Annotated in this window: 18 protein-coding genes and 3 pseudogenes; 15 read left to right on the plus strand and 6 right to left on the minus strand. The window is 73.8% G+C overall.

Features of this window, described 5'->3' with window-relative positions:
- Positions 1 to 26 precede the first annotated feature (26 nt).
- The 3 genes and pseudogenes from REH70_RS09215 to REH70_RS09230 form a co-directional block, all read right to left on the minus strand.
- Positions 27 to 1,448 carry an NAD(P)(+) transhydrogenase (Re/Si-specific) subunit beta gene (locus tag REH70_RS09215; protein ID WP_310753877.1) on the minus strand — a complete coding sequence of 474 codons (1,422 nt, stop codon included), beginning with the start codon at positions 1,446 to 1,448 and terminating at the stop codon, positions 27 to 29.
- A complete protein-coding gene (locus tag REH70_RS09220) occupies positions 1,445 to 1,786 on the minus strand; it encodes an NAD(P) transhydrogenase subunit alpha (protein ID WP_310753878.1) in 342 nt (113 codons plus the stop codon). The genes REH70_RS09215 and REH70_RS09220 overlap by 4 nt, the downstream gene beginning before the upstream one ends.
- Positions 1,776 to 3,040: pseudogene (locus REH70_RS09230) on the minus strand (NAD(P)(+) transhydrogenase (Re/Si-specific) subunit alpha). The gene REH70_RS09220 and the pseudogene REH70_RS09230 overlap by 11 nt, the downstream one beginning before the upstream one ends.
- A gap of 78 nt (positions 3,041 to 3,118) precedes the next feature.
- Here REH70_RS09230 and REH70_RS09235 point away from each other — a divergent pair.
- Positions 3,119 to 3,970 (plus strand): electron transfer flavoprotein subunit beta, encoded by an 852-nt coding sequence (locus REH70_RS09235; protein WP_310753882.1) that lies wholly within the window; start codon positions 3,119 to 3,121, stop codon positions 3,968 to 3,970.
- Positions 3,967 to 5,007, plus strand: a complete 1,041-nt coding sequence (locus REH70_RS09240) for an FAD-binding protein (RefSeq protein WP_310753884.1) — start codon at positions 3,967 to 3,969, stop codon at positions 5,005 to 5,007. The genes REH70_RS09235 and REH70_RS09240 overlap by 4 nt, the downstream gene beginning before the upstream one ends.
- Before the next feature lie 15 nt (positions 5,008 to 5,022).
- On the opposite strand, the gene REH70_RS09245 is transcribed toward REH70_RS09240, so the two are convergent.
- Complete coding sequence (locus tag REH70_RS09245) at positions 5,023 to 5,922, minus strand: universal stress protein (protein ID WP_310753885.1); 900 nt, start codon at positions 5,920 to 5,922, stop codon at positions 5,023 to 5,025.
- A gap of 322 nt (positions 5,923 to 6,244) precedes the next feature.
- Here REH70_RS09245 and REH70_RS09250 point away from each other — a divergent pair, with 322 nt between their 5' ends.
- Positions 6,245 to 6,478, plus strand: a complete 234-nt coding sequence (locus REH70_RS09250) for a hypothetical protein (RefSeq protein WP_310753886.1) — start codon at positions 6,245 to 6,247, stop codon at positions 6,476 to 6,478.
- A 42-nt stretch (positions 6,479 to 6,520) separates the two neighbouring features.
- Positions 6,521 to 7,759, plus strand: a complete 1,239-nt coding sequence (locus REH70_RS09255) for an MFS transporter (protein ID WP_310753887.1) — start codon at positions 6,521 to 6,523, stop codon at positions 7,757 to 7,759.
- Between the two features lie 92 nt (positions 7,760 to 7,851).
- On the opposite strand, the gene REH70_RS09260 is transcribed toward REH70_RS09255, so the two are convergent.
- Complete coding sequence (locus tag REH70_RS09260) at positions 7,852 to 8,262, minus strand: MerR family transcriptional regulator (protein ID WP_310753888.1); 411 nt, start codon at positions 8,260 to 8,262, stop codon at positions 7,852 to 7,854.
- A gap of 143 nt (positions 8,263 to 8,405) precedes the next feature.
- Between REH70_RS09260 and REH70_RS09265 the strand changes: the two genes are divergently transcribed.
- The 8 genes and pseudogenes from REH70_RS09265 to REH70_RS09300 all read left to right on the plus strand — a co-directional run bounded on the left by REH70_RS09265 (position 8,406) and on the right by REH70_RS09300 (position 13,837).
- The gene (locus tag REH70_RS09265; RefSeq protein WP_310753889.1) at positions 8,406 to 9,575 is read left to right on the plus strand and encodes a Gfo/Idh/MocA family oxidoreductase; all 1,170 of its coding nucleotides are present in this window, start codon (positions 8,406 to 8,408) and stop codon (positions 9,573 to 9,575) included.
- 98 nt (positions 9,576 to 9,673) lie between these two features.
- Positions 9,674 to 10,756 carry a Gfo/Idh/MocA family oxidoreductase gene (locus REH70_RS09270; protein WP_310753891.1) on the plus strand — a complete coding sequence of 361 codons (1,083 nt, stop codon included), beginning with the start codon at positions 9,674 to 9,676 and terminating at the stop codon, positions 10,754 to 10,756.
- Between the two features lie 200 nt (positions 10,757 to 10,956).
- On the plus strand, positions 10,957 to 11,568 hold the full coding sequence (locus tag REH70_RS09275) for a dihydrofolate reductase family protein (protein ID WP_310753892.1): 612 nt from the start codon (positions 10,957 to 10,959) through the stop codon (positions 11,566 to 11,568).
- A gap of 100 nt (positions 11,569 to 11,668) precedes the next feature.
- Positions 11,669 to 12,256, plus strand: a complete 588-nt coding sequence (locus REH70_RS09280) for a TetR family transcriptional regulator (RefSeq protein WP_310753893.1) — start codon at positions 11,669 to 11,671, stop codon at positions 12,254 to 12,256.
- A 152-nt stretch (positions 12,257 to 12,408) separates the two neighbouring features.
- Positions 12,409 to 12,549, plus strand: a pseudogene (locus REH70_RS09285) (ATP-binding cassette domain-containing protein); the annotation flags it as partial.
- Positions 12,543 to 12,749, plus strand: a pseudogene (locus REH70_RS09290) (hypothetical protein); the annotation flags it as partial. The pseudogenes REH70_RS09285 and REH70_RS09290, both read left to right, overlap by 7 nt.
- Before the next feature lie 33 nt (positions 12,750 to 12,782).
- Positions 12,783 to 13,070 (plus strand): hypothetical protein, encoded by a 288-nt coding sequence (locus tag REH70_RS09295; protein WP_310754509.1) that lies wholly within the window; start codon positions 12,783 to 12,785, stop codon positions 13,068 to 13,070.
- A complete protein-coding gene (locus REH70_RS09300) occupies positions 13,070 to 13,837 on the plus strand; it encodes an ABC transporter permease (protein WP_310753894.1) in 768 nt (255 codons plus the stop codon). Before REH70_RS09295 ends, REH70_RS09300 begins: the two co-directional genes overlap by 1 nt.
- A 65-nt stretch (positions 13,838 to 13,902) precedes the next feature.
- Here REH70_RS09300 and REH70_RS09305 read toward each other — a convergent pair whose 3' ends face one another.
- Positions 13,903 to 14,625, minus strand: coding sequence for a hemerythrin domain-containing protein (locus REH70_RS09305; RefSeq protein ID WP_310753895.1), 723 nt, complete (start codon positions 14,623 to 14,625; stop codon positions 13,903 to 13,905).
- A gap of 688 nt (positions 14,626 to 15,313) precedes the next feature.
- Between REH70_RS09305 and REH70_RS09310 the strand changes: the two genes are divergently transcribed.
- From REH70_RS09310 to REH70_RS09320, 3 genes are all read left to right on the plus strand, one after another.
- Positions 15,314 to 15,463: a hypothetical protein gene (locus REH70_RS09310; protein WP_310753896.1), complete on the plus strand. Its 150-nt coding sequence runs from the start codon at positions 15,314 to 15,316 to the stop codon at positions 15,461 to 15,463.
- Entirely contained in the window at positions 15,460 to 16,581 is a 1,122-nt protein-coding gene (locus REH70_RS09315; RefSeq protein ID WP_310753898.1) for a hypothetical protein, read from the plus strand. Before REH70_RS09310 ends, REH70_RS09315 begins: the two co-directional genes overlap by 4 nt.
- A 281-nt stretch (positions 16,582 to 16,862) precedes the next feature.
- Positions 16,863 to 17,825: a TIGR03557 family F420-dependent LLM class oxidoreductase gene (locus tag REH70_RS09320; RefSeq protein WP_310753899.1), complete on the plus strand. Its 963-nt coding sequence runs from the start codon at positions 16,863 to 16,865 to the stop codon at positions 17,823 to 17,825.
- Positions 17,826 to 17,960 lie beyond the last annotated feature (135 nt).

The following is a 17,960-nucleotide window of genomic DNA, read 5'->3' on the forward strand; positions in this document are numbered from 1 at the left end:
CCACCGCGTCGACGCCGGCGCCGAGCTCAGGCGACGGTCGTCCGGACCGCCGCGAGCACCCGGGTGAGTCCGTCCTTGGCGTCCGCGAAGAGCATGCCCGTCTGCGGCAACGCGTAGAGCTCGTTGTCGAGCCCTGCATACCCGTGGCCGAGGGACCGCTTGATCACCACGACCGACCTCGCACGGTCCACATCGAGGATCGGCATCCCCGAGATCGGGTTGCCGGGCCGCCGCGCCGCCGGATTGGTCACGTCGTTCGCGCCCACCACCAGGGCGACGTCGCAGCCCGCGAGCTCGGGGTTGGCCTCCTCCATCTCGACGAGCTGCGCGTAGGGGACGTCCGCCTCGGCGAGCAGCACGTTCATGTGCCCAGGCATGCGCCCGGCGACCGGGTGCACGGCGTACAGGACCGTGATCCCGCGCGCGGTCAGGAGTGCGCCGAGCTCGCCGCACTCGCGCTGCGCCTGTGCCGCGGCGAGCCCGTAGCCGGGGACGATGACGACCGTGCGCGCGTACGCGAGCTGGATGGCGACATCGTCCGCATCGACCCGGCGCACGTCCGCGGCGGACGACGCGACACCCGCCTGCGCGCTGTCGCCGGTGCCGAACCCGCCGACGAGCACGGCGACGACCGAGCGGTTCATGGCCTCGGCCATGAGCTGGGTGAGGATCGCACCGCTGGCTCCGACCAGCGCCCCGGCGATGATCATCACGTCGTTGCCGACGACGAACCCCGCCATCGCGACGGCGATCCCGGTGAACGCATTGAGCAGCGACACGACGACCGGCATGTCGGCGCCGCCGATGGGCAGGACCATCAGGACCCCGAACGCGAGGGCGGCGAGCACCGTCAGCAGCAGCGCCACCGTCGACGGGACCGCGACGAGCCAGGCCGCCGCGCCCAGCCCGAGCACGGTGCACGCCACCGTGGCGGCACGGGACCCGGTGAACGTGATCGGGGCACCGGACACCCAGCCCTGGAGCTTCGCCGCCGCGAGGAGCGACCCCGCGAACGTCACGGATCCGACGAGGACGTCGAGCGCGACGGGCACCGAGACACCGGCGCCCAGGGTGCCCCCGCCGTGGCGGTGCAGCCACTCGACGACGGCCACCACGGCGGCCGCGCCACCGCCGACGGCGTTGAAGAGGGACACGAGCTGCGGCATCGCGGTCATCTCGACGCGGCGCGCCGACACCAGGCCACCGCCGGCACCGACAGCGGTTCCCGCACCCAGGGCGAGCCACGCCCACGGCGAGACGCCGTCGAAGGGCCCGGCCCCGTCGGCGACGAGGACGACGGTGGCGAGCACGGCGGCGGCCATGCCACCGGCGGAGAGGGCGTTGCCGCGACGGGCGGTGACAGGGGACCGCATGAGGTGCAGCCCCAGCACGAAGCACACCGCGGCGGCGAGGTACACGAGCCGGACGACGGTTTCGACGTCGCTCACGGTGCGACCTGACCTGCGTCGGTGGCGCTCCCGGGGCGCGGCGCGGGCCCGGGACGCGGACGTGCCCGGAACATGCCGAGCATGCGGTCGGTGACGACGTAGCCGCCGACCACGTTCATCGCCGCGAAGGCGGCGGCGAGGAAGGTCAGCACGTAGGCCGTCGGGGAGTCGGCGACTCCGGCGAGGAGCACGGCACCGACCAGCACGACCCCGTGCACGGAGTTCGCGCCCGACATCATCGGCGTGTGCAGGGTCGCGGGGATCTGGCTGATGACCTCGAAGCCGACGAGCAGCGCGAGGACGAAGAGGCTGAGGTCGCCGAGCAGCTCACCGGACATGGGAGTCCTCCGAGGTGGGGGACGAAGGAGCGACCGCGGGCGCGGCCGGTTCTCGGGGACCCTCCGAAGGACCGACCAGCACGGCGTCGACCACCTCGTCGGCAGGGTCGAGGTCGAGCATCCCGTCGTGGGTGACGGCTGCGACGAGGGCTGCGACGTTGCGCGCGTACATCGCCGAGGCGGCGGCGGCCATGCCGGACGGCAGGTTGCCGGCGCCGATGACCGTCACACCCCGGGAGGTCACGACGCGCTCGTCCGGCACGCTGCCGACGACGTTCCCCCGCGCGGCCCCGCGGCGAGGTCGACGAGGACCGAGCCGGGTGTCATCGCGTCCACGGTCGAGGCGGTCACGAGCACCGGCGGGGTGCCACCGGGCACCTGGGCGGTGGAGATGACGACGTCCGCGCGCCGGACGGCCGCGGCCAGCTCCGCGCGCTGCGTGTCGGACTCCTGCGCCGTGAGCTCGCGTGCGTACCCGGTCCCGGGGTCGCCGGCGTCGACGGACGTGGCCAGGAACGACGCGCCCAGCGACACGACGTCCGCGCGCGCCTCGGGGCGCACGTCGTAGCCCGTGACGAGTGCCCCGAGCCGCCGAGCGGTCCCGATCGCGGCGAGGCCGGCGACCCCGGCTCCGATGACGAGGACGCCGGCCGGCCGGGCGGTGCCCGCCGCGGTGATCATCATCGGCATGAAGCGGCCGAACGCCTCTGCCGCGACCAGCACGGCGCGGTACCCCGCCACCGAGGCCTGCGACGTCAGGGCGTCCATGGACTGCGCCCGGGAGAGCGTGCGGGGCAGGAGGTCGAGGCTGAGCACGTGCACGCCGGCGTCCGCCGCTGCGGTCAGCCCCGCGCGGTCGCCGCGGGCGTCGAGCAGTCCGGCCAGCGCCTGCCCCGACCGCAGCCGTGCCAGGACGTCCGGCGGCGGTCGGCGGACCGCCAGCACCACGTCGGCAGCGAGCACGTCGTCCAGGGTGCCGACCTTCGCACCGACCGCGAGGTAGTCGTCGTCGGCGTGCCAGGAACCGGCGCCTGCGCCCCGTTCGACCAGGACGTCGTGCCCCTGCGCGAGCAGCCGGTCGACCACCTCGGGGACGAGGGCGACGCGACGTTCCCCCGGCGCGCGCTCGGCGATCGCGGCGATCGTCAATGCGGGCACGGGCACCTCCGGGGGTAACGGTCTCGTCATCGTCGCAGCCCGGAGCGGCGGGACGGCGGGACCTCCGGCCCAGACCCGGGCCCGCGGATCGGGCATGCTGGCCGCCGCACCGCCCGCACACCGGACGGCGTCTGACGCACGCCGCACCGCGCTTCGTACACCGCAGGGAGCACCATGAGGATCGTCGTCTGCGTCAAGCAGGTGCCCGACGAGATGTCCGCACCGCACTACGACGCGGGCGGGCGGGTGCACCGCACCGCGGACGACGCGACCCTGGGCCGCGCCGACGAGGCCGCGGTCCGCGCCGCCGTCGCGCTCGCGGCGAGGCACGACGAGCGGGCCGGGGTGCCGGCGGACGCACGGCCCGGCGTACGCCCGGACGTGCGCCCCGGCGCACGGCCCGGGGTGACCGTGCTGACCATGGGGCCGACGCACGCCCTGCGGGCCCTGCGGCGAGGCCTGCAGCTCGGCGCCGACCGCGCCGTGCTGGTGACCGACCCCGCGCTCGCCGGGTCCGACGTCTTCGCGACCGCCGCCGTCCTGGCCGCTGCGGTCCGCGCGATCGCCCCGGACGGCCGCGCGCTGGTCCTCACCGGGACCGCATCGCAGGACGCCCGCACGTCGGTGCTCCCCGTACTGCTCGCGGCCGAGCTGGGCGTGCCCTGCGCGTCCGGGGCCACGGACGTCGCGCTGCGCGACGGCGTGGTGCGCGTCCGGCGCGAGACGGCGGGGACGTCCCGGGTGGACGAGACGGACGGGTCCGCCGTCGTCAGCGTCATCGACACCGGCAGCGACGACGGCCCGGTCGGCCTGGCGGCGATCCGCGCGGCCCGGTCGGCGCCGGTGCAGACGTGGGGGCCGGCCGACCTCGGGCTCGACCCGGGCGGCGTCGGTCCGGCCGCGGCACGCACCCGGGTCGTCGAGGCGGCCCCCAGCCCACCGGTGGACCGGGTCCTCGTCGTCGACGACGGGACCGCGGGCGACCTCCTCGCGGACTACCTGCTCGGCACCGGGGTCCTGCCGTGACCGCGACCTGCACCGGTCCGGTCCCGACCGGACGGCGGCGCGTGCTCGTCGTGCTCGGCCCCGACCACGCCGACGAGCGCGACGACGCGCGGCTGCTGTCCACCGGTGCGGCGCTCGGCGAGGTGCACGCCGCCGTCGTCGGGCGGGGTGACGGGTTCGCCGGCACGGCCGGCACGAACGGCACGGCCGGCACGAACGGCACTGACGGCGACCCCGAGGCCGCGGCGCAGCGGGCGGGCCGGTACGGCGCCGGAACGGTGCACGTCCTGCCGGACGGATGCACGGCGCTCGCCGACCTCGTCCGCACGATCGACGCCACGACCGTGCTGCTCGCCGACCGAGCGGCGAACGGCGAGGTCGCCGCCCTGCTCGCGCACCGCCTGGGCGCGGGCCTGGTCGTCGGTGCCGTCCGGGTGGACGCCGGTCCCGACGGACGCCCCGTCGCGCTGCGCCGCAGCTTCTCCGGGGCGTGGACGGTCCGGGTCGAGGTCACGCGTCGGGTCGCCGTCGTGACCGTCGTCCCTCGTGCCGGCGACCCCGTACCGGCACCGGACGCCGTCCCCGCACGGGTGTGCCGGCACGACGGAACCCCCGTCGCCGGCTCCGACGACCGGGCGGGCTGGCGCCTCGTCGAGAGGACCGCCGTGGCCGTCCGGGAACGCCCGCCGCTGGGCGTCGCCCCCGTGGTCGTCGTCGGCGGACGCGGGACCGGGGGAGACTTCGGCCCGCTCGAGGACCTCGCCGACGCGCTCGGTGGCGCGGTCGGTGCGTCGGGCGTCGCGGTGACCGAGGGGTGGTCCGACCCGGCGACACTCATCGGCCAGAGCGGGCTCACGGTCGCGCCACGCGTGCTCGTCGCCGCGGGCGTGTCCGGCGCGGTGCACCACACGAACGGGTTCACCGCCGCCGGCACCGTCATCGCGGTGAACAGCGATCCCGAGGCGCCGATCTTCGAGGTCGCCGACCTGGGCATCGTCGGGGACCTGGCCGAGGTGCTGCCCCGCGCGACCGCCGCCATCCGCCGCCGACGCGGCTGACCCAGCGCGCCGCGCTCAGGCGGCGAGGGACTCCGCGGGCTCCATCCCGTGGACGACGAGCACCGTCCCGGGCGCGGACCGGACGACGTCGTTGCTCACCGCGCCCAGCAGCATCCCGCGGAAGGCCCCGAGGCCGCGGGATCCCACCACGAGCAGTGCAGCGGTGCGCGAGCGGTCCGCGAGGGCGCGGGCCGGGTCGTCGTCGATAAGCACGAGGCGCGCGTCCAGCCCCGGGTGCCGCTCGCGCAGCCGGTCGACGAGCCCCTGGGCGGCGGTGTGCGCCGGGTCCTCGGTGTCCCACGCGGACAGCGGCGGCAGGACGACGGACCCGCGCCCGTACGGCGAGGCGATCGTCGGCCGGACGTGCACGAGCGCGAGCGGGCAGTCGCGCAGGACCGCCTCCCGCGCCGCGAGGTCGGCCGCCGCGAGCGACGAGGGCGACCCGTCGACCCCGACGACCACGGGAGCGTCCGGTCGCAGCGACGCGTCGGCGGCACGGACCAGGACGACGGGGCAGCGGGCGTGCGCAGCGAGGTGCCCGCTCACCCGACCCGGCCCGCCGTGCCCGGCCGGCCGGCGTGCACCGACGACCAGCAGCTGCGCGTCCTCGCTGAGCGCCTGCAGCGCAGGCACCGCCGGTCCGTGCAGCAGCTGCGCCGTGACGTCCAGTCGCGGCATCGCCGCCCGGACGTGCGCGGCCTCCCGGGCCAGGTACTCGCGCGCCTCGGTGTCGAGGGCGAGATCGTCCACGGGTGGGTACCAGCCCCACGACGACTGCAGGTGCGGCTCGAACCAGGCCCGGGCCAGCACCACCGGTGCTCCACGCCGCTGCGCCTCGGCCAGCCCCCACGCGAGCGTGTGCCTGCTGTGCTCGAGCCCGTCGAGCGCGATGACCACGGGACCGTCGGTACGCATGGGACCCACCTCTTCCGCGAGTGCTCGTCGTGCCTCCAGCGTGCACCCGTCACCTCGCCGCGGACCGGGACCGAGGTCCTGCTCCCCAGGGGCCGAGGGGTCGTCGGGTTCCTCCCGGGGTCTCTCGTGGCCGAGGGACCGGGCGTGCGCGGGAGCGGGGGTCCGGGGACCGACGACGTCGGCCCACCGACGCCGCACCGTGCCGCGCTCACCCAGCGCTCACCCAGCGGTCGTACGGTGGCCGTGACGGACAGGCATGGCGGACGGGACGGCCACCGGGCCGCGCCACCGCCGAGGCCCACCCCAGCGACTGGAGACGCCCGTGACCGAGTTCCCCTTCCTGCCCCGGCCCCACCGCGACGAGAGCATCGCCGCCGCCGACCCCGGCCCGGGCGCCCCCGATCCGGCCCCCGGCTTCGGCATCGGCGGCGAGGACCCGGACGTCACCGCGGACGGCGACGGTCCCACCGGACCGGGGGACACCCCCGACCACCCGACCTCCTCCGATGAGCCCCCGTTCCGCACCCCGGACCCGGACGACGTCGGCCGACGCTGACCCGCCGTCGGGCGCCCCACCGCCGTCTACCATCGTCCCCTTGTGAGCCGACTCGTCGAGACCGTCGTGCCGACGCGCCTCGGGCGAGGCTTCCGCTGGCTGCTGGCGTCGTCCTGGGTGAGCAACGTCGGGGACGGCATCGCGCTCGCCGCCGGCCCGCTGCTCGTCGCCTCGCTGACGGACGACGCCCGGCTCGTCGCGCTCGCGGCGACGCTCCAGTGGCTGCCGCCGCTGCTCTTCGGCCTGTTCGCAGGTGCCCTGGCCGACCGCGTCGACCGGCGGCGCCTCATCGTGACGGTCGACCTGGTGCGCGCCGGTGTCCTGGCGGTCCTGGTCGGGGCGGTCGCCACGGACCGGGTGTCGATCGTCGTCGTCCTCGTCGCGCTGTTCTGCGTCGGGACGGCCGAGGTGTTCGCGGACAACACCTCCCAGACGCTGCTCCCGATGCTGGTGGGACGCGACGACCTCGCCGTGGCCAACTCGCGCCTGCAGGTCGGCTTCATCACGGTCAACCAGCTCGCCGGACCACCCATCGGTGCCGCGCTGTTCACGGTGGGCACCGTGTGGCCGTTCGCCACGCAGGCGCTCGTCGTCGCCGCCGGCGCCGTCCTGGTGTCGCGCATCGTCCTGCCCGCGCACGGGCGTGGCACCGGCGAACGCCCACGGCTGCGGCACGACATCGCGGAGGGCTTCCGGTGGGTGCGGCACCACGCGGCGGTGCGCACGCTCGTCCTGACCATCTTCATCTTCAACATCACGTTCGGCGCCGCGTGGTCGGTCCTCGTCCTGTACGCGACGCAGCGCCTCGGGCTGGGCGAGATCGGCTTCGGCCTGCTCACGACGGTCATGGCCGCCGGGGGACTGGTCGGGGTCGCGTCGTACGGCTGGATCACCCGCCGGGTGCGCCTGGGTGACCTCATGCGCGTCGGGCTCGTCGTCGAGACGCTGACGCACCTCGCGCTGGCGATGACGACGCGCGCGTGGGTCGCGACCGTCGTCTTCTTCGTCTTCGGCGCCCACGCCTTCGTCTGGGGCACGACGTCGATCACGGTGCGGCAACGGGCCGTCCCCACCGCCCTCCAGGGCCGGGTCGGCAGCGTCAACCTCGTCGGCGTCTTCGGCGGGCTCGTCGTGGGCTCCGGCGTGGGCGGCGCGCTGGCCGAGCGCTGGGGCGTGGTCGCCCCGTTCTGGTTCGCGTTCGTGGGGTCCGCGGTGTTCACCGTGCTGATCTGGCGCCAGCTCGTGCACGTCACCCACACCGACGAGGCCGTGGCGGCCTGAGCCCGCGGCGGCAGCAGTGCGCCGTCACCCCACGCGCCGGCGCACCGGTCGGATCAGCGCACCGGTTCGACGCACCACGTCGACGCACCGGGTCAGCGGGTCGGGTCAGCCGCCCGCTCGTGACGGCCGATGGTCGCCAGCAGCGTCGCCGAGAACTCCTCCGCGATCGCCAGCTGCTCGCGCAGGCTCCGGCACCGCTCCTCGGCGGCCACCTGGTACATCGCGAGCTGGTCGAGCCGGCGCGCACGCTCGGCGGGTGCGTCGCCGTCGTCGTCGAGCCGGCCCATGATGCCCAGGAGGTCGCGCATCTCCTCGAGGCTGAAGTCCAGCGGCTTCATCCGCTTGATCACCTCGAAACGCGCGATGTCCGCGTCTGAGTACAGGCGGAAGCCGCCGTGCGTCCGGCTCGACGGCGTCACGAGGCCGACCTCCTCGTAGTACCGGATCGTGCGCAGGGACAGTCCCGTGCGCTCCGCCACCTCGCCGATCTTGTGCTGCTCCACCGTCTACCTCCCTGGGACTGCCCCGACTCTACGGCGACCGCACGGGCGGACCTGTCTGCGGCACGGACAGCCTGGGCGCCCCGCAAGGCCCTTCGCTAGCATCGCCGGGGCTGTACGGAGCTGTACTCGACCAAAGGGAGACCATGCTCAACATCGCCGTCGTCGGTACGGGGAACATCTCGCGACTCCACCTGCTCGCCTACGCAGCGTTCCCCGAGCGGTGCCGGGTCGTGGCGTTGTGCGACGTCGTCCCGGAGCGTGCCGAGGAGAAGAAGCGCGAGCACGGGCTCGACGACGCCGTCGTCGTCTCCTCCCACGAGGAGCTGCTCGCGCGTGACGACATCGACCTCGTGAGCGTGTGCACCCCGCCGTCCACCCACGCGCAGATCTCCATCGACCTGCTCCGCGCCGGGATGAACGTGCTGTGCGAGAAGCCCATGGCGCCGTCGCTCACCGAGTGCGACGCGATGCTCGCCGCCGAGCGGGAGAGCGGCAAGACGCTGTCGGTCGTCGCGCAGAACCGCTTCCGTGACGACATCGCGACGCTCAAGGAGGCCGTGGACTCCGGTCTCGTCGGCCCCGTGTCGCACCTGCGGATCGACTCCGCCTGGTGGCGCGGCGTGCCGTACTACGACCTGTCGTGGCGCGGGACGTGGGAGTCCGAGGGCGGTGGCCCGACCCTCAACCACGCGATCCACCACATCGACCTCATGCTGTGGATGCTCGGAGCGCCGCGCGCGGTCGCCGCCATGATGACCAACGCGTGGCACGACAACGCCGAGGTGGAGGACCTCTCGGTCGCGCTGCTCGAGTACGACCGCGCGATCGCCCAGCTCACGAGCTCGGTGGTCCACCACGGCGAGGAGCAGCAGCTCGTCCTGCAGGGGCGCGACGCCTCGGTCGCCCAGCCGTGGGCGGTCCACGCCGAGGTGACCCAGCCCAACGGCTTCCCCGCGCCGGACGGCAACGCCGACCTCGTCGAGCGGCTCGACGCGCTGGCGGCCGCGCACGTCGCGCTCGAGCACCAGGGCCACACCGGCCAGATCGGTGACGTGCTGTCGGCCCTCGAGGACGGGCGCGCCCCGGCCGTCGACGGCGAGGCCGGGCGCCGCACCGTGGAGGTCGTGACGGCGATCTACCAGGCCGCGATCGAGCGCCGCACCGTCGACTTGCCGATCCCGCCGGACAGCCCGTACTACACCGGCGAGGGGATCCTCGGCAGCGCACCCCGCTACTTCACCAAGACCCGGTCGGTGGACGACCTCGCGGGCTCCATCACGCTCGGCGGCTCGCCCGACCCCGACAAGGGCTGACGGCGCTCCGGCACGACCAGCCTGCACCACCCCGGCCCGGCACCGACGCCGGACGACCGACGGCCGCCCGTGGCCGACGGAACGACGAGAGGAACACCATGAGCGCCACTGACGGGGGCACCTACGCCCCCGCTGCGATCCCCGCACCCGTCGTCGAGGCCGGGGAGTTCGTGTTCGCCGCGATCGGCCTGGACCACGGGCACATCTACGGCATGTGCGACGGGCTGATCGGTGCCGGCGCGACCCTGAAGTGGGTCCACGACCCGGACCCGGCGAAGGTCGAGCGGTTCGTCGAGCGCTTCCCGGACGCGAAGGTCGCGCGCAGCGAGGCGGAGATCCTCGACGACGACGAGGTCCGCCTCGTCGCCGGCGCGGCCGTCACCTCCGAGCGCTGCGCGCTGGGCCTGCGCGTCATGGACGCCGGCAAGGACTACTTCACCGACAAGGCACCGCTGACGACGCTCGACCAGCTCGCCGCGGCCAAGGAGGCGGTGGCCCGCACCGGCAAGAAGTACGCCGTCTACTACTCCGAGCGCATCCACGTCGAGACGGCCGTGTTCGCCGGTCAGCTCATCGACTCCGGCGCGATCGGCCGCGTCCTGCAGGTCATCGGGACCGGCCCGCACCGGCTCAACGCCGGCTCGCGCCCCGACTGGTTCTTCGAGAAGGAGAAGTACGGCGGGATCCTGTGCGACATCGGCTCGCACCAGATCGAGCAGATCCTGCACTACACCGGCGCGCAGGACGCGAAGGTCGCGTACAGCCAGGTCGCCAACTACGCCCACCCCGAGCACCCGGGCCTGGACGACTTCGGTGACGCGACCCTGGTGACCGACAACGGCGCGACCGGATACTTCCGCTGCGACTGGTTCACCCCGGACGGCCTGCAGACCTGGGGCGACGGTCGCTCGTTCATCCTCGGCACCGAGGGGTTCATCGAGCAGCGCAAGTACATGAACCTCGGCACCCAGGACGGTCCGGCCCACCTCTTCCTCGCCAACGGCCAGGAGGAGAAGCACTACAACGTGTTCGGGAAGGTCGGGTACCCGTTCTTCGGCCAGCTCGTGCTCGACTGCCTCGAGCGCACCGAGAACGCGATGACCCAGGAGCACGCGTTCAAGGCCGCGGAGCTGTCCGTGCAGGCGCAGCTGCAGGCCGTGGACCTGGTGCCGCGCGGCTGACGGCGCCACCACGCGCGGCGAGCGGGCACCGGGCTCTCCAGCACGGTGCCCGCTCCCGTGCCGGGGCGGACGGCGCCCCGTCGCCCGGGCGGTGCCGCCGACCGGGCGGTGCCGCCGACCGATGAGTCCTCCCGCCGGTGGCGGTCGAACCACCGATCGGCCCGCGGTGGCCGGCGCCCTGACGACCTGGAGGCCCGACGATGGCGACGATCGTGTCGACCCTGTTCATCTCGCTCGACGGCGTGGTGGAGATCGACCCCGCGTGGCACTTCCCGTACTTCGACGAGCACATGGATGCGGCCGTGGGGGAGGACTACGCGGACGTCGACGTCCTCCTCCTCGGGCGCATCACGTACGAGAGCTTCGCCGGGGCCTGGCCGGACCGCGAGGCCGAGGGCGGCGAGGACGCGGCGTTCGCGAAGCAGCTCGGCGACACCCGCAAGCTGGTCGCCACCCGGGGTGAGAAGGACCTGGGTTGGCGCAACGCCGAGGCGGTGCGCGGCGACCTGGTCGAGGCGGTGACGGCCGTGGCCGCCGAGCCGGGCGTCCGGAAGGTGCTCGTGGCGGGGTCGCCGGACCTCGTCCGCCAGCTCCTCGCCGCCGGGCTCCTGGACGAGCTGCGGCTGTACGTGCACCCCGTCGCCGCCCGCCACGGTCAGCGACTCTTCGACGAGGGCGACGACGTCGTCCCGCTGCGGCTGCTGAGCTCGGACGTGTACCCGACCGGCGTTCTGCGCCTGGTGTATGCGCCGGGCGAGCTCCCCGCCGCCCCGGGGGACGACGACGTCGCCGGCGACGTGCCGGAGGCCTGAGCCGCTGGCGAGAGCGTCGCGACGCCGCGCTCTCGATCGGCGGAGCACCTGCCGCCTCCCGCCCTGGACCGGCCACTCGTTAGTGACTAACATCGCTGCCATGCCCGGAGCAGGGACGACGCGCGAACGGCTGCAGCGCTGCGCGATGACGCTGTTCACCGAGCATGGGTTCGACGGCACCACCGTCGCGGACATCGCCCGGGCCGCCGGGGTGTCCCACATGACGTTCTTCCGGCACTTCCCGACCAAGGAGTCGGTGCTGCTGGACGACCCGTACGACCCCGCCATCGGCGCGGCCGTCGCGGCGCAGCCCGCGCACCTGACCCCGCTCGAGCGGGTCCGCCGCGGGCTCCTCGCTGCGTGGTCCGCGCTGCCCGAGCCCGCCGACGACCAGACCCGGGCGCGCGTCGCCATCGTCGCGGCGCACGCCGGGCTGCGCGCACGCGCGTGGGAGAACAACCAGCGGACCGAGCACGTCGTCGTCGCGGCGCTCGTCGACGACGGCGTCCCGCCACTGGCTGCGCGCGTCGCCGCCGGCGCGTGCCTGGGCGCCCTCATGGCGGCGCTGCTCGACTGGGCGGAGGACGACGTCGGCCCCGGGCTCGGCGCTCGCGTCCGGGCGGCGCTCGACCAGCTCGCGGTGGACCGCACCGACGTGGCGCCCGCCGGTAGCGAGGTGGCACCGTGACCGCGGCTCGACGGGACGGACGCCGCTTCCGACCGGTGACACCCGACGACGCGCCGCTGCTGCGGGCGGTCGGCCTGGGACGCGGGTTCGCCGACGAGGTCGCGGTGGACGGGGTCGACCTGACGGTCGAACCGGGCGAGATCCACGCGCTGGTGGGGCTCAACGGTGCAGGCAAGACGACGCTCATGCGGCTCATGCTCGGCATGCTCCGGCCGGACCGTGGTGGGGCCACCCTGCGTCCGGAGGCCGGTGACGCGGTCGACGTGCGCGCGGCGCCGGCGTCCGCGTGGGCGGGCGTCGGGCACCTCATCGAGACGCCGTTCAGCTACGCCGAGCTCACCGTGGCCGAGACGGTGCGCGTCGCCGCACGCCTGCGCGGCCTCGCGCGCCCCGAGCCGAGGCCGCGGCGTCGTCGGTCATCGACGAGCTCGCCCTCGGCGCGTGGGCCGAGCGGCACACGCGCACGCTGTCGCTGGGCAACCGTCAACGCGTCGGGCTCGCGTGCGCACTCGTGCACGCCCCGCACGTGCTCGTGCTGGACGAGCCGACCAACGGCTTGGACCCCGCCGGTGTCGTCGCGGTCCGCGCCCTGCTGCTGGCGGCGGTGGAGCGGGGCGCCGGGGTCCTGGTGTCGAGCCACCACCTGGACGAGGTGGCACGCACCGCGACCCGCATCACGGTGATGCATCGCGGGCGGATCGTGGGGGCCCTGGCCCCGGGTGAGGTCGACCTCGAGCGGCGGTTCTTCGAGATGGTCCTCGCGGCCGATGGTGGGGCGGACCGCGCACGCCACGACGTCGCCCCGGCACCGTGATGGCTGCCGCACTGGAGGTCGAGCTCCTCAAGCTGCGTCGGTCGGTGGTGGCCCGGACGGGTGCGGTCGCCGTCGTCGGAGGCGTCACCGCGCTGGCCGCGGGGTTCATGGCGCTCGCCGGCGCCGACTCGGACAGCGCGGTCGCGGCGAAGGTGGTGCCCATGCTGCACGGCACGGGGTGGGTCGCGTACCTCGGCCTCGTCGGGCAGGTCCTGTCGGTGGCCGTCCTGCTGGCGGTCGGCGTTGTCACGAGCTGGAGCTTCGGCCGCGAGTTCGTCGACGGCACCTTCGGGTCGCTCTTCGCCGGCCCGACGCCGCGCGCGCGGGTGGCCGCCGCCAAGCTCGTCGTCCTGCTCGGATGGGGGCTGGCCGTGTGCGTCGCCACCGTGGTGCTCGCGGCCGTGCTCGGTCTGGTCATCGGACTCGGCCCGCCCGACACCGATGCCGCAGCCGCCGCGGCGCGTGCGGTGGCGGTGGGTGTCCTCATGGTGCTCCTCGCCCTCCCGCTCGCCCTGGTGGCGAGCATCTGGCGCGGCTACCTGCCGGGGGTGGCCGCCCTCCTGGGCGTGGTCGTCGTCACCCAGGTGGCGACCGTGCTCGGGGCCGGGGCGTGGTTCCCGTACGCGGCGCCCGGACTCTGGGCCGGTCTGGGCGGGGCCGACGCCGCCGTCGCGATCACGCCCGTGCAGCTGCTCCTCGCCGTCCCCGTGTCGGCCGCCGGGTGGGTGGCCACCGTGCGCTGGTGGGATCGGGCGCAGGTCGTGTGAGGGCTGCGGTCGGAAGCCGAGACAGCGCGGGGCGCCGGTGGGCGGCGTCGGGCAAGCGGGCGGCGTCAGGCAAGCAGACGGCGTCGGGCACGCGGCCGGGGACGCGCGGTCAGGCGGGGCCGACCAGCCGCCGGCGGTAGGTGTCGAACCGGCGACGCCCCACGAACCGCCAGGCGACGCGCACCGGTGGCGGCAGGGAGCGGCGGAGAAAGGCCTCGCCCTCCCCGGGCGGCATGCTCGAGCATCCAGCCGAGCTGGATGAGCAGTCGGCTCTTCGGGATGCCGCGGCGTGCGTGCTCGCCGAGGGAGTCCCACTCGGCCTGCGTGAACGTCGTCGCGACGACCGGCAGGATCGTGCCCTCCTCGTCCCCGAGGTGCTCGGCGAGCGTGGCGTCGACGCTCTCGATCGCCCCGGCGACCGCCTTGCGCTCGGCCTCCCCGGCCGTCGCGGCCCACGCCGGGAGGGCGTCCTCGAGCACGGCGATCCGCACGGCCACCGCCGCGTGCTGCGCGCGCATGCGACCCACGTGCAGCGCGCACGCCGGTGCCCGGCTCTCCAGCCGGTCCCACAGCAGCACGTCTTCGCCGTGATGGTGGTGGTGCAGGCTCGAGGCAACCTCGGCGACGTGCTCGGCGACCACCCCGGCTCGGGCCGTGTCACCGACCCGTACCGCTCGGACCAGGCCGGGAGCCCCGGCGAGCAGGTGCCGGAGGAAGCGGTGGACCACCACCATCTCCCGGGTGTCGCAGCCGGTCGCCGTGTCGGGCCTGCGCAGAGGTGCGGTCATGACGTCCTCGTCTCCGTGTGCGTCGTCCCCCGCGCTGGCGACGCTACTCCCGGCCAGGACGCGCCCACCAGGTCCGGGGCCGTGCGGACGCGGCGGACGGCGCAGCGTCGACGGGGCACGGTCGACGCGGCGTCGGTGGGCACGGTCGACGCGGCGTCGATGGGCACGGTCGACGCGGCGTCGATGGGCACGGATGAAGGGCGGGTCCGCCCTCCTCTGCGAGGGCCAGCCCTTCGACGTGAGCACCGGGGGCGCTGGGGGACCGGCCGCGCTGCGGCGGGTCGCCCCAGGCGTGCCCGCCGCCGGCGCCCGAAGTCACGACGCGCATGCCTCACGGATGGCGCGCGCCGTGACTCCGCGGACGTTGGTGACCGCGTCACCCTTTACGACGTCGTAAACCCTGGCTAGCGTGACGTCGCGTGCACCCTTCCGGGCGCGCAGCCACCGTTCGAAGGGGAACAGTGATGCCAGGTTCGCAGGTCGGCAGGCAGGATGGACCGATCCCAGGAGTTGTCCGCGGGGGTGGGGGCCGCGCCGAGCCCCTCACGCTGATCGCAGCCGTCTTGCTGGCGTTGGCGATGGTGCTCGGCATGGCGCCCATGACGGCCCGGGCCGACGAGGTCGATCTGACCCCGGGCCGACCATCGTCAAGGACCCCGATTCGCCGACCGGGTACACCGGGCACTTCGTGTACTACGACCCGGCCGCCACGAGCGTGCGGTTCGTCGCCGACATCCTGCTGCGCAACTGGGAGGACCCCACCGACCCGACCATCTACCAGCCGTCCGAGTACCGACCCGGGCTCATGCGCGGGGGCGGGGGTACGACGTCGAGATGACGGAGGTCGGCGACGGGTACTGGGTCACCGACGTCCCTCTGGCCGCCGGTGCGAATCAGTACTGGTTCTACGTCGACAACAACACCGGGCTGTGGGTGACTGACCCGGCGAACCCGCCGCTCTACGCTCCCGACGGGCTCACCGGGGAGGCCCGACGGGCGTTCAACAAGGTGAACGTGCCGTACGACGCGGCGAAGCAGAGCTACGCACCGTTGGCCGCGCGTGAGATCGAGAACCCCAGGACCGGCTCGCCGAAGGGCACCTGGAGCTATGTCCCCATCCAGGTCGGGACCACCACCCGCACCATGGGCGTGTACCTCCCGCCCGGGTACGACCCGGATCGTGCCGAGCCGTACAAGACGATCTACATGCAGCACGGCGGCGGGCAGGACCAGTCCGACTGGATGAACATCGGCAGCGTCCCCGTGATCATGGACAACCTCGTCCAGGACGGGCTCACGGAACCCGCGGTCGTCATCACCACGGCCACCAACTACCTCGGCGACCCCGCGTCCGGCTACCCGATCCTGCGCGAGATCGTGCTCCCGTTCGTCGAGGGCACCTACAACGTGTCGACGCATCCGTTGGACCGGGCGTTCGCCGGCCTTTCTGCCGGCAGCTTCGTCACCTCGAACATCGTCAACCACGATCCAACGCTCTTCGGTTTCTACGGCCCCTGGAGCGGCGGCGTGCGGATCGACAACACGACGCCCGACCTCGAGGTGCCGTACATCCTCTACGGCGGTGGGGCCTGGGACTTCGGGCTGCCGAACGCCGCGCAGGTGGCCGCCCTCGACAACGCGGTCATCGAGAACGTCGTGGTCGCGGGCGCCCACGACTTCAACGCCTGGAACCAGCTGTTCACGATCTTCGCCAGGGACTACCTGTGGAAGCCGGAGGCCTTCCTGGTCAACGAGATCGACGGGCTCCGCGACGGCATCGCGAGCACGAGCCTGAGCAAGGGGAACCGCAAGGCGCTCACGGTGAAGGTCGACCAGGCGCTCGAGACTGCTCGAGCAGGACCGGACGAGCATGATCGACGTCGTGCTGAAGGCCTTCGTCACCCAGGTCGGCGCGATGGAGCGCACCGGCAAGCTGACCGCGGACGAGGCGGCTGAGCTGACCGGCACGGCGGAGAAGATCGTCACCAACGTGGGGCACTGGCAGTAGTCGCTCATGGGCGCGGGCTGCCGGCAGGATCCCCTGCCGGCAGCCCGCGCCGAGCGTCGTCCACCGAGGGGCTGCCTGATCGTCGTGCGCGCCACGATGCGCGTCCAGATCCCGTCCGTAGCCTGGAACCGCCGCACTCGGGGTCCACCTGTGCCTCGCCCTGAGGGCGACCTGGCGGCGACGTCGCGCGTCGTCGGCCCACCTGACCCCTCTCACTCGGGAGTGCTTCGTGAAGATCGGCTACAAGCTCCAGACCGAGGGCTTCGGCCCCCAGGAGATCGTCCGTCAGGCCGTGGCCGCCGAGGAGGCCGGCTTCGACTTCGTCGAGATGAGCGACCACTACCACCCGTGGCTGGAGGAGCAGGGCCACAGCGCCAACACCTGGGTCCTGCTGGCCAACATCGCCGCGAAGACGGACCGGATCGGGCTGGTGACAGGGGTGACGTGCCCGTCCTACCGGTACCACCCCGCGATCATCGCCCAGGCCGCCGCCACCCTCCAGATCGTCTCCGACGACCGCTTCACCCTCGGTGTGGGTGCGGGGGAGCGGCTCAACGAGCACGTCATCGGTACGGAGTTCCACGGGATCCGCAAGCGGCACGAGCGCTTCCGGGAGGCGCTGGAGATCATCCGGCTGCTGTGGCAGGGCGGCTACCGCACGTACGAGGGCAAGCACCTGCAGATCGAGGACGCCCAGGTGTTCGACCTGCCCGAGACGCTGCCGGAGATCTGCGTCGCGATCAGCGGACCGAAGTCGCTGCAGATCGCCAACGACCTCGGCGACGGGCTGTTCGCGATCGAACCGCTGGCTGACCTCGTCTCGGGTTTCTCCGGGAACGGGCCCCGGTTCTGCGAGATCCCGCTCGCCTGGGCACCGGACGTCGGGACGGCCGTGCAGGCAGTCCTCGAGAAGAGCCGTTTCATCCTGACGGGATGGAAGGTGCTCAGCGAGCTGCCCAACCCGGTGAACTTCGACGCCTCGGCACAGTTCGTCACCGAGTCCGACGTCCTGGAGCAGTTCGCCTGCGGTCCGGACGTCGACCGCCACCTGGAGGTGGCCCAGACCTACGTCGACGCCGGATTCGATCACATCGTGACCCAGAACGCCGGCCCGGACCCGGATGGGTTCCTGGAGTTCTTCGCGACCGACCTGGGCGACAGGCTGCGGCAGCTGACCCCCGCGTCGGCCTGAGACCGGAGCCTCGCTGATCTGGGCGACGAGGTCGCCGACGCGCACGTCGACGATCTCGGCCCGCTCGGAGAGGTGGCGGTTCTCCTGGTACGGCACGGCCTCTGCCGCGCGCTGCTCCACGGTGTTGCCGATGCC

It is taken from the genome of Cellulomonas sp. ATA003 (genome assembly GCF_031582905.1).
Lineage (GTDB): Bacteria > Actinomycetota > Actinomycetes > Actinomycetales > Cellulomonadaceae > Pengzhenrongella.